This window comes from Providencia sp. PROV188, assembly GCF_027595165.1.
Lineage (GTDB): Bacteria > Pseudomonadota > Gammaproteobacteria > Enterobacterales > Enterobacteriaceae > Providencia > Providencia lanzhouensis.
This window is the reverse complement of the sequence record NZ_CP097291.1, coordinates 3425742-3441997: the sequence shown is the minus strand read 5'-3', so window position 1 is coordinate 3441997 and position 16256 is coordinate 3425742. Positions and strand designations below refer to the sequence as shown.

The window sequence follows — 16256 nt, the reverse complement described above, 5'->3', positions numbered from 1 at the left end:
GATATTCCTGTTAAACAAAGCCTACGTCCGTTTCTTTACGCTTTTTGTAGTGAGTAATGCAAATAGCGATAAGAATGACCATACCGATGACGATATTGACGAAGTAGTTAGACACCCCGATCAAGTTCAGACCGTTTTTCAAGATACCGATGAGGAAAACCCCCATAAGCGTACCGATAACGCTACCGCGACCGCCGGATAAACTCGCGCCACCTAATACCGCGGCTGCGAGAACATCAAGCTCGCCACCCACTAAGGCGCTAGGCACCACTTCACTCATGCGATAGGTTTGCAGCATGCCGCCGATAGCGGCCATCGCACCGAGATAACCGTAAGCAAACAGATAAATCACCCAGACGCGAATACCAATACGTGAAGCTGATTCTTGGCTGCCGCCTACCGCATACAGTTGGCGACCAATGTGGGTTTTGTTCATTAAGATCCACGTTAAAAACGCGATCCCTAACATCACGATCAATGGCAAACCAATTTGATAATATTCACCATCCACTTCAAAAGGCAGGATGGTGACAGGATCAACCCACCAATCCGGTAAGTCGTAGATACTGTGTCCGTTGGTTAGCCACATCAGCATGCCGAACAGCAAAGATTGCATACTAATAGTGATAATGATCGACACCACATTGAGGGAGTAAATCAAAATTGCGTTGATCAACCCAAAGGTGATCCCGATGACAATCGCAAGGGCGATACTGAGGGTTGGGCTTTCGAGTAATCCTTGCAGTAAGAAAGTGGCAATCACATATTGGACAACCGAGGCAACGGCGGCGAAAGAGATATCAATACCACCAGTGACGAGTACCACAAATAATCCCAGTGCAAAAATACCGGTGACCGCATAGCTTTCGCTTAAGTCGAGCAAGTTTTGAATAGTGAGAAATTGTGGGCTCATTAAGGTGAAAAACACCACCATGATGAGGATCACCCAGATTAGCCAGCCTTCAACAGACTGCGGACGAAGTTTTTGCCAATTAGCCATTGATGATTTCCTCCAATTGTTGCTCAGTCATGGAATCCGTCACAATTTCTTTGACGATAGATCCTTGCTTCATATGTAAAATGCGATCGCAGTTGTAGAAAGCTTCAGAGGCTTCATCGGTGATCAATAAAATGGCGATCCCAACACCAGAAAGTCGATGTATCAGCTTGTAAATGCTGTCTTTAGCACCGATATCGACCCCCACGGTAGGGGCATCAAGGATCAGCACTTTAGGGCGCGTCAGGATCCATTTGGCGAGCACCACTTTCTGCTGATTTCCCCCTGATAAGGTGGAGAGAGCATTGTTTGGGTCGGTCACTTTAATATCCAAATCCGCGATCCACTCTTGGACGATTTGCTGGCATTTTTGCTCATCAATCAGATGAAGAGGGGTTTTCAGGCGATCTAAAATCGAAATCACCATATTGTCGGCGATAGACTGCTGCAAAATTGCCCCCAGTGTCAGGCGGTCTTCAGACACGTAACCAATACCATGTTTGATAGCTTGGGCATTATTTTTGAAGATAATTGGCTTGTCTTCGACGATCATTTCGCCGCTGTCAGGGCGGGTTATCCCAAACAGAGAAAGGGCAAGCTCGGTACGACCAGAGCCTAATAATCCGCAAAGTCCCAGTACTTCACCGCGCTTTAATGACAGGGAAATATTCTGGTATTGCCCAGCACGGCTGAGGTTTTTCAGTTCTAAGACCGTGTGAGTTTCTTCTGCGTTATTGGGTGATTTGCGTTCATGAACAATATCAAGCCCTGTCATCAGCTCAGTGATTTTGCGCGTTGTCAGGTCTTCTGCTGGCCATGTTCCCATTTTTTGCCCATCACGAATAACGGTAATGCGGTCAGAAATTTCTTTTACTTCCTCTAACCGATGGCTGACAAAAACAACGGTGATACCTTTGTTTTTTAAGTAGTTCACGGTAGAAAGTAGCTGATTAACTTCGGTGCGAGTTAACGAGGCCGTTGGCTCATCCATGATCACTAAGCGTGCATCCGCAACCAGTGCGCGGCAAATGGCTACTTGCTGACGCTGGGCAATGGGGAGAAACTGCACTGGGGTATCAGGGTCAATGGTGAACTCAAGTTCTTTGAGAATTTGTAACGCTTTTTCCCTCACTTTCCCTTTTTGAAACCAACCAAAATAACCGTTTAAATTCAGTTCAAAGGCGATGTTTTCTGCCACGGTTAAGTTAGGAAATAAGGATAAGTCTTGGTAGATAACTTGAACGCCAAGCTCTCGCGCTTTGTCTGGGGTCAGGCGAGAGTATCGTTTGCCATCTATTTCAATTTCGCTACCTTCATCGGGAGCATAAACGCCGCTAATGGTTTTAATTAACGTACTTTTTCCGCAGCCATTGGTGCCCGCTAAACAATGAACTTCACCTTTGTTTAGCGTCAAGTCGATATTGCGTAATGCACGATGACCACCAAAGCTTTTGGAAAGATCCCGTAACGTAATCAGTGGGGAGTTTTTTTCGGCTGTCATAGTGGAGTCCTGGTGTTGACTGTGTCGTCAGATTCAGAGTGACAACAGACACCGCTATCAGACCTAAATAGGGTGCTGTTGTCACTTAAACTATGTGGAACAAAATAATACTGTTGTCGTATTTTTATTATGTAGCGCGAATTTACAGACCGACTTCAACCAGCTTTTTGGTGTTTTCAATATTCAGGTTAACTGGGTTGTCGCTGAGGATGGTGTTGCCACTCACTTTTATCTCACCCATATCACCGATGCTGACGCCAGTTTTGATCTCTTCGCCATTCATCATTGCCGTAGCGACTTGAACGAAAACTTGACCAGCCACTTTCGGGTTAGAGATATAGCCGCCGTCAATTGCGCCTTTTTCTAACAGTTTGATACCTTGACCCGGCGTGAATGTACCGAATACACAGGTTTCAGCGTTTTTACGGCGTTTGTCGATAGCGCGACCCGCACCGATAGGTCCTTGAGAACCAAATGACATGATACCTTTCAGATCTTTATGCTTAGACAGCAGGTCGTTTGCAGTACGCATAGAATCATCAACGGATTCTGCTACACCAAAGCGGTCATCGACCATTTGCATTTTTGGATAGTGTGCTTTTTGGTAAGCGATTGCCGCATCAGCCCATTCGTTGACTAAAGGTACCGTCAGGCTGCCCACGAACATGGCGTATTTACCTTCTTCACCCATACATGCTGCCATATCTTTCATATGGTTAGCGCCCATGCTTTGGGTATCCAGTAATTCGAAATCCCAATCCGCATTTTTTTGATCTGGGGATTCGTGAGTAATCACTTTGATGCCTGCTTCTTGGGCGCGCTTTAATACCGGCTCAAGGACTTTTGCATCGTTAGGAACGACGCCGATAACATCGACTTTCTTCGCGATTAAATCTTCAATTGCACGAACTTGTTCTGCAGGGTCAGCGGTGGTTGGACCCACTTGGAATGCATTAACGCCGAGTTTTTTACCTTCTTCAGTGATCCCTTGCTCCATGACGTTAAACCAAGGAATCCCCCCCACTTTCACCACAACACCCATGGTAAATGGCTTTTGTGCTTTCTGTGATTCAGCCATCGCCATGTTGGAAAACAGTGCGGCGCCCATTAAGCAAGGTAAAACTAATTTTTTCATATTCATCGTTATATTCCTCAGAGATGATGTGCATATACAGCCATGCTCATCAACATAGGGTTAATGTTTTGTTTAATCGGATAGATATAATTAATTTCTATTAATCGTTAATTTAATTAATAGGTTTCTTTGCTGCCTGGTGTAATTCGGTTATTTAAAATAAAAACAAATTGCTTAATTTACTCATTTAGTTACGCTGCGACTATCATCGATATAAATACTCTTTATTACACTGAATACTATTTATCACATTCAATAATGTTTAACTTCGGAAATACTTGTTTGAAGTTTTTATCATTAAGTTTATTGGTAATTAACACGTTAATATCATTTAAGGTACAAACTTGGCTAAAAGCATATTGGTCTAATTTATTATTATCCGCTAATAACACACAATTCTCAGAAACCTGAATCATAATATTTTTTAATTTGGCATTAACTTCACTGCCATCTCGAACGCCAGTTTCAATATTGAATCCTTGGCATGATAAAAATAACGTTTTAATTTGAAAGCTACGGATGATACTTTCAGAAATAGGACCATGAAAATCATCATGGCGTTCTGAATATTCTCCACCAATGCCAATGACGCGAACGCGATCTCGGCATGCTAATGCTTGAATGATTTTGACGGAGTTGGTGACCACCGTAATATCGATATCGGGTATTTGCCTAGCCAGAAACCAACATGTGCTGCTGTTATCCATCATGATGCAGTCACCCGGCTGAATAAACTTCAACGCTGCTTTGGCGATTTTCATTTTCGCATCTGGGTTTTCTTCCGTTCTCTTACGAAAGGATTCTGCACCATCGACCATTTGACTGAGTTTGACCGAAGAGGGCATTACATTCAGTACCGGGCTTTCATCTTGTTCAGTGGCAACCGCACCACCAAAACTACGAATTAAACGTTTTTCACGTTCTAGTACCGTTAAATCCCGGCGAATAGTTTCTTGAGATACGTGACAAAGTTGAGCTAAATCGCGCACTAACGCTGAGCCATGTTGAGAAACATGGGAGCAAATTAATCGGTGGCGTTCAGCTTGTAGCATCTCAAAACTCCTATTCAGCCCATGGCGTTTATTATTATCTATGACAAACACTCTTTCCGCGATAAACATTCTTTCCACGATAAACAGTGTGCCAGCGCTGAATTTTTTTTGTCGTGATTCGACTCATGTAATAACGGATAGAAACAAACAAAGCTATTTATAGAGTTATTGATCACATTTATATGAAACAAACATTTATATTTTCATTTTTATCGTTAATTAGATCACTAAATATGGCGGTATATAGACAGAAACTAGACGAAGCATTAATCAACTTTCACATATTCGGGCATTTTTATTAGGCGTATTTTTGTTTTAGTTAGACCGATTATGACCGAGTATGACTGATTTATGTTGTTTTGTTAATGATTTGTAAAGCGTCGGACTTTTTTATTCAGCTAAATCTGTTTACCTTAATAATAAGAACAACGTCTATTCATCGACAGTAAATAGAGAATAAAAGAGAACCTTGTCGTTGATATGACTCGCTATTTTCATATCGTATTCACGCCATCTTTTTACACCTAGGGAGGTAATCATGCTGGAAACATTAAAACAGCAAGTATTTGAGGCGAATCTTGAATTACCCAAACATAAGCTAGTGACGTTTACGTGGGGTAACGTAAGTGGAGTAGACCGCAAAGCCGGTTTGATGGTGATTAAGCCTTCCGGGGTGGATTATGAAACCATGAAAGCGGATGACATGGTGGTTGTTTCATTAACCACTGGTGAAGTCATCGAAGGAAAATATAAGCCTTCTTCTGACACTGATACCCATTTAGCGCTATATCAAGCTTTTCCCGAGATTGGTGGTATCGTTCATACCCATTCGCGCCATGCAACTATTTGGGCACAAGCTGGCCTACCACTAAGTGCATTAGGTACTACACATGCCGATTATTTTTATGGTGAAATACCTTGCACCCGTAAAATGACAGAAAGTGAGATAGCGGGTGAATATGAGAGAGAAACTGGGCATGTGATTATTGAAACATTTAAACAGCTCGGAATTTCTGCAAAGGATATTCCCGCGGTATTAGTCCATAGCCACGGTCCATTCGCTTGGGGCAAAGATGCTCATAATGCGGTACACAATGCAGTGGTATTGGAAGAGATTGCGTATATGAATTTATTTACGCGTCAATTGACACCTAAAATTGACGATATGCAGCAAGAATTACTGGATAAACATTATTTACGTAAACATGGAAAAAATGCGTATTACGGGCAAAAGTAGAGTTTATTTCTTTTTAAATACGTTATTTTAAGACTATTCATTTTATTGTTAATAAGTTGATAAATTTATTTTTCATTTAATTGAAAGGTTTTAACTCGCTCAGTGTCTATTGAATGCCATATACAATTATCCATAACAAATTACCTATAGCAAATTATCTATAACAACAGCCACGGACGTATTATCGTGGCTTTGCCATGCAAAAATATTTTTATCAGGGTATAGGGTTAAATTGTAAGTCGGTTTAAACTGGCGCGGTGTATTGGTGATACTGAGTGGAAAGGACATGTCTAATCGAGTACTTTTTCTATTTTTGACCTTTTTCGTTAATCTTTTTTCTGTTTCACATGCTGCGGATATAAAAAATAATAATTTAATTATCAGTGGTTCAAAAGCGATCAATCTTGATAATTGGGAGCTTGTGGATGTACCTCCCAAATTGATTCAGACAAAAGCGCCAGAAAACATCTTTGCTATTGTAGGCGGTCAAATGCGTGTTGTTGGAGAAATTAATCCAGACAATGGCTTTTACGCCTATAGTCCAAATGGTGACTATAATGCCCTACAGTTTGGTAATGATTTCGCCTATGTTAAAAGCACTCAGATATCCAAAAAGAAGCCTCGGAATATCCCTGAAGATGACCGTTTAAACGATCTTAAAAACCCAGTTTATGATTATTTGATTACAAGCCAAAAAACGCCGGTATTCAGTGCAACTGATGAAGATTCGCGGCAAATCGCCTCTTTATGGGAAAATCTTCGCTATCCCGTATTAGCTCGAATGATCAAAACGGATGAAGATGGGGACAAAACCTCATGGTTAACCATTCGCCTCGGGGATCGTCTGGGTTATGTTCGCTTAAATGATGTGGCGATTGATAAAGGCATTCCTATTTTTACTTATCACCATATTCTCGAGGACGGTGAAAATAAAAACTTTCGCCATACTTCGACGACAACCTCGGTTGATGCTTTTCGTGAGCAAATGAATTACCTCAAAGAGATGGGGTATCAAACATTATCGCTCGAAGATGTGGAAGGTTATTTAAATAAGAGTGCGAATTTACCCGGGCGTGCTGTGGTACTCACGTTTGATGACGGGCTTAAATCCGTTTATCGCTATGCATTGCCTATTTTAAGAGATAACCAGCAACAGGCGACGCTGTTTGTCATCTCTTCGCGTATCAAAACTCAGCCGCAAAAATGGGATCCGGATTCTCTGCAATTTATGAGTAAGCAAGAAATTAAAGAGAGCCAAGATGTTTTCAACATTCAATCCCATACGCACTTTTTACATCGCTTAGATAACCGTAATAACCCGATTATTTTTAGCCGTAAAGAGCACACGATCATGCTGGATTTTAAACGTTCAATGAAAGCATTGGCGAAATTCGAAAGAGATCAGCGCTATTTAGCTTACCCGTTCGGTGCCTATAACCAAACGGCGATTGATGCGGCAAAAGAAGCGGGCTTACATATTGCGGTGTCTACCATCCAAGGTAAGGTCAAGCTCGGTGATAACCCTTATGCACTAAAACGCCTGTATGCCTACAGCACTGACCCGATTAGCAAATTTGCTTTGATGGTAGGCAATAGCGAGCAGGATGTGGTGAATAAGAACGTTGTCGTTGATAAATAAGTTGAAAAGACCTTGGGTGCAGCACGTAAAAGGCCCAAGGTTTTATTCGTTTTGCGCTGAACATGTTGCCATTTCGGCTATTAACCATTGGCGGAAATATTGTGTTAATGGGTTGAGTTCAGCGTCTTTATGAATTAACCATGCCCATTTAGCGCCTGTTACGCGCTGCTCGGTGAGTGGAATTAATTGCCCTGAATTTAGAGCGTGTGCAGCGAGTAATTGACTGACTAATCCGATCCCCAATCCTTGGCTGACGGCATCTAATAACAGACTCGGATCTGAAAAGTTCACTCCTTTTTGTGATTGTCCAACTGATTCACCACCGCCAATAACCCAGTTACTCCAATCCATTTCTCGCTCGCCGTGTAGCGTTAAAGGCGATTTAGCACCGAGCAGGCTAGGGTGGCAAGCTGGGTAGAGACTATCCTGATATAACACTTCAAAAGTACATTCATTTTGTATGGCTAGGTCATCACGGATCGCGATATCAATCGTTTCCATTTCCATATTGGGTACGTCATAGGTGGTGAATAACCAGATATCAATGTCAGGGTGTCGTTGTTGAAACTGTCCAAGTCGAGGTAATAGCCAGTGACGAGCAAATGCAGGCGTTGTGTTCACAATAAGTTGGTTAGATTTTCGATACTGATCGAGCCTGCGTACCCCAATCGCTAATTGTTTCAATGTATCCTGAACACTAGTGTAAAAATCCTGCCCGGCATCTGTGAGCGTGACACTGCGTCCTTGTCGAATAAATAGTGGCTGCTCGAGTTGGCTTTCTAAACTACGAATTTGCTGACTAATTGCAGATTGTGTGACATGCAATTGCGCTGCGGCTTGATGGAAACTTCCCAATCGGGCGGCCGCTTCAAAACCGCGCAATGCATTTAATGGTGGCCAATATTTTAGCATTCTTGATAAGCTCATCTAATCAGTTGCGCGCTAATTATATCGTTAGTTTTATGGCTATCAAGGGCATTAAGATAGGTGTATTGAAAATCACTGAATAGTATTACTTATCATAATGAGTATTAAGGAACCCAGTATGCCGACTCGTCGTCAGTTTATCCGACAAACCTCAGTCATTAGTGCCATAGGCGTTGCAGCCTCTTTTGGCATATCACCAGTTGCAATAGGGAGTTCGCAGAGTGAAAAATGGGGAATGATGCCAGATGAAGGGGAATTACAGCAGTGTGCTTTCATTGCCTTCGGTGCCCAAAAAGCAATTTGGGGTGAATTCACTACAGATGTGCAAATAACATTAGGGAGTATCGCTAAAGCGATTGCTGAGTACCAGCCTGTGGTGGTTTTTTGTCGAGAAAATGAGCGTCAGTTAGCTGAGGAAATGTGTGGTAGCCAAAATACGCGTTTTATCACGACAGAGCTCGATGATATATGGATGCGTGATATCGGAGCCAATTTTGTGGTTAATCCAAAAGGGGGACTCAATGCCGTTGATTTTAATTTCAATGGTTGGGGCAATAAGCAGCAACATGATAACGATGCCCAATTGGCAAAGTTCCAAGCGCAGCATTTTGGTGTGATTACCCCATTTATCAGTCGCTTAACTGGAGAGGGTGGAGGGATTGAGGTTGATGGTCATGGTACAGGGATAATGACGGAAAGTAGTTGGATAAATGATAATCGAAACCCTAATTTAACCCGAGATCAGATAGAGGAAGAGCTAAAAAAAGCATTAGGATTACGTAAAATCATCTGGTTGCCAGGTATTAAAGGAAAAGACATTACGGATGCGCATGTCGATTTCTACGCTCGTTTTGTGAAGCCTGGGGTTATTTTGATAAATCTCGATAATGATTCGGACTCTTTTGACTATGAAGTCACGCGTAAGCACATGGACATTTTAGAAAATGCGACGGATGCTGACGGACGAAAACTGAAAATTTATACGGTGTCGCCACCTAGCACTCTGCGACAAACTCGCTTTAGCCGACATAACTCTGATTTCGCCGCAGGTTACATTAATTACTTTGTCATCAATGGTGCCGTTATTGCGCCTGAATTTGGGGACAAGCAGGCAGATCATGATGCGAAGCAGCTCCTTGAAATGCTATACCCAGGCCGAGACATTATCATGCTTAATATTGATGTCATTGCAGCGGGAGGGGGTGGGATACACTGTGTCACTCATCAATTACCCGTGCATAATGACCGAAGATAAAAAGCGCGAAACAAAAAATTGCCTACTTTAATGTGAGTAAAGTAGGCAATGATGTGGAAGATTTATCGTACTAGGTCATTATTTAACGCATTTCTTGCAGGTGTCATTCTGCACAATATCAAAGAAGTTATTACCTTTATCATCCACCAGAATAAAGGCAGGCAACCCTTCCACTTCCATTTTCCAGACCGCTTCCATACCTAACTCTGGGTATTCGAGGCAATTTAAGCTCTTCACGAATTCTTGAGCCAAAATAGCCGCGGAGCCGCCAATGCTACCAAGATAGAAACCGCCGTGTTTTTTACAGGCGTCAGTCACGGCTTGGGTACGGTTACCTTTTGCCAACATTAACATACTACCGCCATGGGATTGGAATAGGTCAACGTATGGGTCCATACGGTTACCCGTTGTTGGGCCTAAAGAACCCGACACCATATCTTCAGGTTTTTTCGCAGGACCTGCGTAATAGACCATATGATCTTTAAAGTATTGTGGTAAGTCTTCACCATTATCTAAGCGCTCTTTGAGTTTGGTATGGGCGATATCACGAGCGATGATCAGTGGACCACTGAGGGATACACGGGTCGATACAGGGTGTTTACTCAACTCGGCCAAAATATCTTTCATTGGGCGGTTGAGGTCGATATGAACTACGGTTCCTTCTGCCTGATGGCGCATCGATTCAGGGATATATTGTGCTGGGTTATGCTCCATTTTCTCCAGCCACAAGCCGTCTTTGGTGATTTTTGCTTTGATATTGCGGTCAGCAGAGCAAGAAATGGCTAAACCGATCGGGCAAGAAGCACCATGGCGAGGTAAGCGAATAACACGCACATCGTGGGCAAAGTATTTACCGCCAAATTGCGCACCAAAGCCGAGATGGCGTGACGCTTCTAATAACTCATTTTCTAGCTCAATATCACGGAACGCACGGCCATACTCATTACCCGTCGTTGGCAGGTTATCATAGTATTTTGCCGAAGCCAGTTTGGCTGTTTTCAGCGTGGTTTCTGCCGAAGTGCCGCCGATAACGAATGCGATATGATACGGTGGGCAAGCAGTTGTCCCTAAGTTTCTCATTTTCTCAACTAAGAAGTTTTTCAACTTAGCCGGGGTCAGTGTTGCTTTAGTTTCTTGATAAAGGGCAGATTTATTTGCAGAGCCGCCACCTTTGTTAACAAACAAGAAATGGTATTCATCACCCGTGGTGGCAAAAATATCAAATTGTGCGGGCAAGTTGGTGCCTGTATTGACTTCGTTGAACATATCCAGCGGGGCATTTTGCGAAAAACGCAGGTTTTCGTGTTGGAAAACGTTATAAATGCCTCGAGAGAGGTATTCTTCGTCATCACAGCCAGTCCAAACTTGTTGGCCTTTTTTCCCGACGACGGCAACGGTTCCCGTATCCTGACAGTTTGGCAGAACACCTTTCGCAGAAATCTCGGCGTTACGCAGTAATTGCAGGGCGACATACTTGTCGTTTTCACTGGCTTCTGGATCGTGCAAAATCGCGGCGACTTGTTTTTGGTGGGCAGGTCTTAAAAAGAACTGGGATTCGTAAATTGCATGTTCAGCAAGAAGGGTTAAAGCCTCTGGCTCAATTTTTAACATTTGCTTCCCAGCAAATTGTTCTACAGAAACATATTTATCAGAGACTTGGTAATATTCGGTTTTATCCTCAGATAGCGGATAAGGTTCTTGGTAAAAAAACTCTTTATTAGCCATTTTGCTCACTCACATATTAATTTTAGCGGAAAATATAAGAAATAAATTATTTATAGGCTTTTTGTTCTAAATGCCGCTTGTTTTGTCAGGCGGGATAATCGTTTATAGGGATAATAGTCTGAATGCAATTAGAATAATTACCCATTATATTCAAAGGGATGTAAAAGAAAATATGACTTTGGTTAAACTTTGCCAAGAAACTAATATTCAAATTCAAAGTATGAAGCTAATCACATAAATTAATTATGGGTATTGGGTTTAACTATTTGTTATTCATGTTATCGAGGGGCAGTTAATTTAGATTTTATGCATTCAATTTTTCCATAAATACTCTAATAGGTTAGCGGATTAATTGATCATTTATGGTTGGTTAGCATTCTAGAAATAATAAATAAAATACAGAGTGAAAATAAAAGGAAAGTGGACTTTTATTATTACTTGGGTAAGTTATCTTAATCGATAGTTTGGTTTGGTTTTTTATTTAACGTATTGAATTTAATATTCTTTTAATGTTTCTTTTATTTCTGGTTCTATAATGAAAAATGATAGATAAGCACAAAGCTATGAAAAATATGGCTATGTCACTTATTTTTATCATAAATCACTTTTATTTGTTTTAAATTCATAGTGAAAGGCAAACAAAGTGTTGAAAATGGCTTTCAATTTTCATTAACAGTGTTTATTATGCAGCCCTTATTGTTTTATTAAAAATGGCGCTACTGGTTTTGGGCTTTGCTGGGGTTCTCCTGGGGGCTTAACAGTCTTTAACGGTGGCGGTTCTATCTGCATTATTCCTAGGGATAGAGTGTATTATAAATGACTGAGACAACTTCTCTCACACCACTCGTCGAATTAAAATCTTTAAATAAAGGTTTTGATGGCAAACAAATTATTTCTGAGCTTGACCTCACGATCCGAAATGGGGAGTTTCTCACCATTTTAGGGCCTTCTGGTTGCGGTAAAACGACGGTTTTACGTCTGATTGCTGGATTAGAAGATGTGGATGACGGTCAAATTATTCTTGATGGTCAGGACATTACAGATATTCCTGCGGAACAACGTTTCGTGAATACTGTTTTCCAAAGCTATGCATTATTTCCACACATGACCGTATTTGAAAATGTGGCATTTGGTTTGCGCATGCAAAAAACACCCAAAGCGGACATTCAAAAACGAGTGGAGCAAGCCTTGCATATGGTGCAATTGGCGGATTTTGCAGAGCGTATGCCGAACCAGCTTTCAGGTGGTCAACAACAACGTGTGGCAATTGCGCGTGCGGTTGTCAATCGTCCCAAGGTTCTGTTATTGGATGAGTCTTTATCTGCGCTGGATTATAAGCTGCGTAAGCAGATGCAAAATGAGCTGAAAGCCTTACAGCGCAAGCTGGGGATTACGTTTATTTTTGTGACTCATGACCAAGAAGAAGCACTGGCCATGTCTGACCGTATCATTGTGATGCGTGAAGGGAAAATTGAGCAAGATGGTACGCCGCGTGAAATTTACGAAGAGCCGAAAAACCTGTTTGTTGCTCAATTTATCGGTGAAATCAATATTTTTGATGCAAAAGTATTGCATCGTATTGATGAACAACGTATTCGTGCTAACGTTGAAGGGCATGAATGTGATATTTTCACCGATTTACCGGTCACAGAAGGTCAGCATTTAAACGTCTTATTGCGCCCTGAAGATTTACGCGTTGAAGAAGTCAATGACGCCGATAATCACCCAGGGCTGATCGGTTACGTGCGAGAACGTAACTATAAAGGTATGACGTTAGACTCAGTGGTTGAGATGGAAGATGGCAAAATTATTATGGTCAGCGAGTTCTTTAACGAAGATGACCCTGATGTCGACCACTCCCTTAACCAAAAAGTTGCTGTGACTTGGGTTGAAAGCTGGGAGGTAGTTCTGGATGATCATTCGTAAGCATAAAATCTTGCAGAATGTGATTATCACGGGCGTCGTCGCTTGGCTGTTACTCTTCGTCTTTCTGCCAAACTTAATGATCATTGGCACCAGTTTCTTCACGCGCAGTGATACGAATCTGGTGGATCTGGTGTTTACTTGGGACAACTACATCCGTCTGTCAGACCCGATGTATGCCCAAGTGATGCTGCATTCGTTGAATATGGCGTTGATCGCCACTTTCTTCTGCCTTGTGATCGGCTACCCCTTTGCGTTTATTTTGGCGAAGCTGCCTAAGCGCATCCAACCGCTGATGCTATTTCTGCTGATTGTGCCATTTTGGACCAACTCATTGATCCGTATTTATGGCTTAAAAGTGTTTTTAAGTACCAAAGGGTATTTGAATGACTTTTTGCTGTGGATTGGCATTATCGATAAGCCGCTGAAATTGATGTATACCCCAGAAGCGGTGGTATTGGGCTTAATCTATATCTTATTGCCATTTATGGTGATGCCGCTCTATTCCAGTATTGAAAAGCTGGATAAATCCTACTTAGAAGCGGCGCGGGACTTGGGCGCCAATAAATGCCAAACTTTTGTGAAGATTATTATTCCACTGACCATGCCGGGAATTATTGCGGGCTGCTTATTAGTGTTGCTGCCAGCAATGGGGCTGTTCTATGTGGCGGATTTAATGGGTGGGGCGAAAAACCTGCTGATTGGTAACGTCATTAAGAGTCAGTTCTTGAATATTCGCGATTGGCCGTTTGGGGCTGCAACCAGTATTTTCCTCACGGTGATGATGGGGCTGCTGCTGTATGTGTACTACCGAGCTGCTAAGCTTTTGAATAAAAAGGCGTATGAAGAATGATAGGACGTATTTTGCGTGGTGGCTTTATGACCACCATCTACGCGTATCTTTATATTCCAATCATTATCTTGATTGTGAACTCATTCAATGAATCGCGTTTTGGTATTCAGTGGCAAGGTTTTTCGACCAAATGGTATGAGTTACTGAGCAATAATGACAGCCTGCTTGAAGCCGCAGGGCATTCATTGACCATGGCGGTACTTTCAGCGACGTTTGCGACCATTATCGGCACATTAACCGCTGTTGCTCTCTTTCGTTATCGTTTTAGAGGCAAGCCATTTGTCGGCGGAATGCTGTTTGTGGTGATGATGTCTCCCGATATTGTGATGGCAATTTCATTGCTCGTCCTGTTTATGATCCTTGGCGTCTCATTAGGTTTCTGGTCGCTGTTATTTTCACATATCACCTTCTGCCTGCCTTTTGTGGTGGTGACGGTATACGCGAGATTGAAAGATTTTGATGTGAAAATGTTGGAAGCGGCGCGGGATCTCGGGGCGGGGGAATTTACCATTTTACGGAAAATCATTCTGCCATTAGCGCTGCCTGCGATTGTCGCAGGGTGGCTGCTGAGCTTTACCTTATCAATGGATGATGTGGTGGTTTCTTCCTTTGTGACGGGACCAAGCTATGAAATCTTACCATTGAAAATCTACTCAATGGTAAAAGTAGGGGTCTCCCCAGAAGTGAATGCACTGGCAACGGTCTTGTTGCTGATGTCGCTGGTTTTGGTTTGTTTAAGCCAGTGGGTTATGCGCGATAAACACGGTAAAAATGCTGTCGCGAAGTCATCAAAACGTTAAGTTGTACTTGGTGGGTGTCATTTGGGCACCCCATCTTTCCATGCCATCAGGCGAGAGGGTAGGCTTTAACTGAGCCTATGAAGATAGATAAAAAGCACTTTGTTGAGGGAAAATCAGTGATGAAAAAATGGTCCTATCTGCTAGCCGCAGGTTTAATGGCTGCAAGCATTGGCACGGCAACTGCCGCTGACGATAACAAAAACGTACTGTATTTCTATAACTGGACAGAATATGTTCCCCCCGGTTTATTAGAGCAATTTACTAAAGAGACTGGGATCAAGGTGATTTACTCCACCTATGAATCCAATGAAAGCATGTACACTAAATTGAAAACCTATAAAGAAGGGGCTTACGATTTAGTGGTGCCATCGACTTATTTTATCGACAAAATGAGCAAAGAAGGCATGCTGCAAAAGATTGATAAGACAAAACTGCCTAACTTTAAAAACCTCGATCCAAACCTTATTCATAAAGAATTTGACCCAAATAACGATTATTCAGTGCCTTATATTTGGGGCGCAACAGGGATTGGAATTAATGGTGACGCGGTTGATCCTAAGTCCGTTACTTCATGGGCAGATTTTTGGAAGCCGGAATACAAAAACAGCTTACTGATGATGGATGATGCCCGCGAAGTGTTCCAAGTGGCGCTCACAAAGCTGGGTTATTCTGGCAATACTACAGATCCAAAGCAGATTGAAGAAGCTTATAACGAACTGCAAAAATTGCGTCCAAATATTCTGGCATTTAACTCAGACAACCCTGCCACTCCGTATATTGAAGGTGAGGTGGATGTCGGTATGTTGTGGAACGGCTCGGCATTTGTGGCAAGACAAGCGGGCTTACCGATTGAAGTTGTATGGCCAAAAGAGGGCGGTATTTTCTGGATGGACAGCTTAGCTATCCCTGCCAATGCGAAGAACGTGGAAGGGGCGCACAAGCTTATTGATTTCTTATTACGCCCTGAAATTGCGGCGCAAGTGGCGGAGTCTATCGGTTATCCGACACCAAACTTAGAAGCGAAAAAATTACTGCCTACGGAAATCGCCAATGACCCATCTCTCTACCCATCGGAAGAGGTATTGAAAAAAGGAGAATGGCAAAGCGATGTGGGGAATACTAATATTCTGTATGAAGAGTATTTCCAAAAGCTGAAAGCAGGGCGTTAATATCGATTCTGTTTGGAAATGGTCAGAGGCATCACCTTGGTGA

13 protein-coding genes are annotated in these 16256 nt (G+C 42.4%); 7 read left to right on the top strand and 6 right to left on the bottom strand.

Going from position 1 to position 16256, the window contains the following annotated elements; genetic code table 11:
- Positions 1 to 10 precede the first annotated feature (10 nt).
- The 4 genes from M5X66_RS15775 to M5X66_RS15760 all read right to left on the bottom strand — a co-directional run bounded on the left by M5X66_RS15775 (position 11) and on the right by M5X66_RS15760 (position 4685).
- Positions 11 to 1000, bottom strand: a complete 990-nt coding sequence (locus M5X66_RS15775) for an ABC transporter permease (RefSeq protein WP_036949223.1) — start codon at positions 998 to 1000, stop codon at positions 11 to 13.
- The gene (locus tag M5X66_RS15770) at positions 993 to 2498 is read right to left on the bottom strand and encodes a sugar ABC transporter ATP-binding protein (protein ID WP_036949224.1); all 1506 of its coding nucleotides are present in this window, start codon (positions 2496 to 2498) and stop codon (positions 993 to 995) included. Before M5X66_RS15770 ends, M5X66_RS15775 begins: the two co-directional genes overlap by 8 nt.
- A gap of 142 nt (positions 2499 to 2640) precedes the next feature.
- Positions 2641 to 3633: a substrate-binding domain-containing protein gene (locus M5X66_RS15765; protein ID WP_036949290.1), complete on the bottom strand. Its 993-nt coding sequence runs from the start codon at positions 3631 to 3633 to the stop codon at positions 2641 to 2643.
- 239 nt (positions 3634 to 3872) lie between these two features.
- Positions 3873 to 4685, bottom strand: coding sequence for a DeoR/GlpR family DNA-binding transcription regulator (locus M5X66_RS15760; protein ID WP_165906944.1), 813 nt, complete (start codon positions 4683 to 4685; stop codon positions 3873 to 3875).
- A 538-nt stretch (positions 4686 to 5223) separates the two neighbouring features.
- On the opposite strand from M5X66_RS15760, the gene araD reads away from it, so the two are divergent.
- Both araD and M5X66_RS15750 read left to right on the top strand, forming a co-directional pair.
- Positions 5224 to 5922: an L-ribulose-5-phosphate 4-epimerase gene (araD, locus tag M5X66_RS15755; RefSeq protein ID WP_270103717.1), complete on the top strand. Its 699-nt coding sequence runs from the start codon at positions 5224 to 5226 to the stop codon at positions 5920 to 5922.
- Positions 5923 to 6208: 286 nt separating this feature from the next.
- On the top strand, positions 6209 to 7561 hold the full coding sequence (locus M5X66_RS15750) for a polysaccharide deacetylase family protein (protein ID WP_270103716.1): 1353 nt from the start codon (positions 6209 to 6211) through the stop codon (positions 7559 to 7561).
- 42 nt (positions 7562 to 7603) lie between these two features.
- Here M5X66_RS15750 and M5X66_RS15745 read toward each other — a convergent pair whose 3' ends face one another.
- Entirely contained in the window at positions 7604 to 8473 is an 870-nt protein-coding gene (locus M5X66_RS15745) for a LysR substrate-binding domain-containing protein (RefSeq protein ID WP_154633982.1), read from the bottom strand.
- A 133-nt stretch (positions 8474 to 8606) separates the two neighbouring features.
- Here M5X66_RS15745 and M5X66_RS15740 point away from each other — a divergent pair, with 133 nt between their 5' ends.
- A complete protein-coding gene (locus M5X66_RS15740; RefSeq protein ID WP_270103715.1) occupies positions 8607 to 9743 on the top strand; it encodes an agmatine deiminase family protein in 1137 nt (378 codons plus the stop codon).
- Positions 9744 to 9821: 78 nt separating this feature from the next.
- On the opposite strand, the gene M5X66_RS15735 is transcribed toward M5X66_RS15740, so the two are convergent.
- On the bottom strand, positions 9822 to 11468 hold the full coding sequence (locus tag M5X66_RS15735; protein WP_036949231.1) for a fumarate hydratase: 1647 nt from the start codon (positions 11466 to 11468) through the stop codon (positions 9822 to 9824).
- A gap of 816 nt (positions 11469 to 12284) precedes the next feature.
- Here M5X66_RS15735 and potA point away from each other — a divergent pair.
- The 4 genes from potA (at position 12285) to potD (ending at position 16213) form a co-directional block, all read left to right on the top strand.
- Complete coding sequence (gene potA, locus M5X66_RS15730) at positions 12285 to 13394, top strand: spermidine/putrescine ABC transporter ATP-binding protein PotA (RefSeq protein WP_108479516.1); 1110 nt, start codon at positions 12285 to 12287, stop codon at positions 13392 to 13394.
- Positions 13381 to 14244, top strand: a complete 864-nt coding sequence (gene potB / locus M5X66_RS15725) for a spermidine/putrescine ABC transporter permease PotB (protein WP_036949234.1) — start codon at positions 13381 to 13383, stop codon at positions 14242 to 14244. The genes potA and potB overlap by 14 nt, the downstream gene beginning before the upstream one ends.
- Entirely contained in the window at positions 14241 to 15044 is an 804-nt protein-coding gene (gene potC / locus M5X66_RS15720; protein ID WP_036949236.1) for a spermidine/putrescine ABC transporter permease PotC, read from the top strand. The genes potB and potC overlap by 4 nt, the downstream gene beginning before the upstream one ends.
- Positions 15045 to 15163: 119 nt before the next feature.
- Entirely contained in the window at positions 15164 to 16213 is a 1050-nt protein-coding gene (gene potD, locus M5X66_RS15715; RefSeq protein WP_036949237.1) for a spermidine/putrescine ABC transporter substrate-binding protein PotD, read from the top strand.
- The last annotated feature ends 43 nt before the right edge of the window (positions 16214 to 16256 follow it).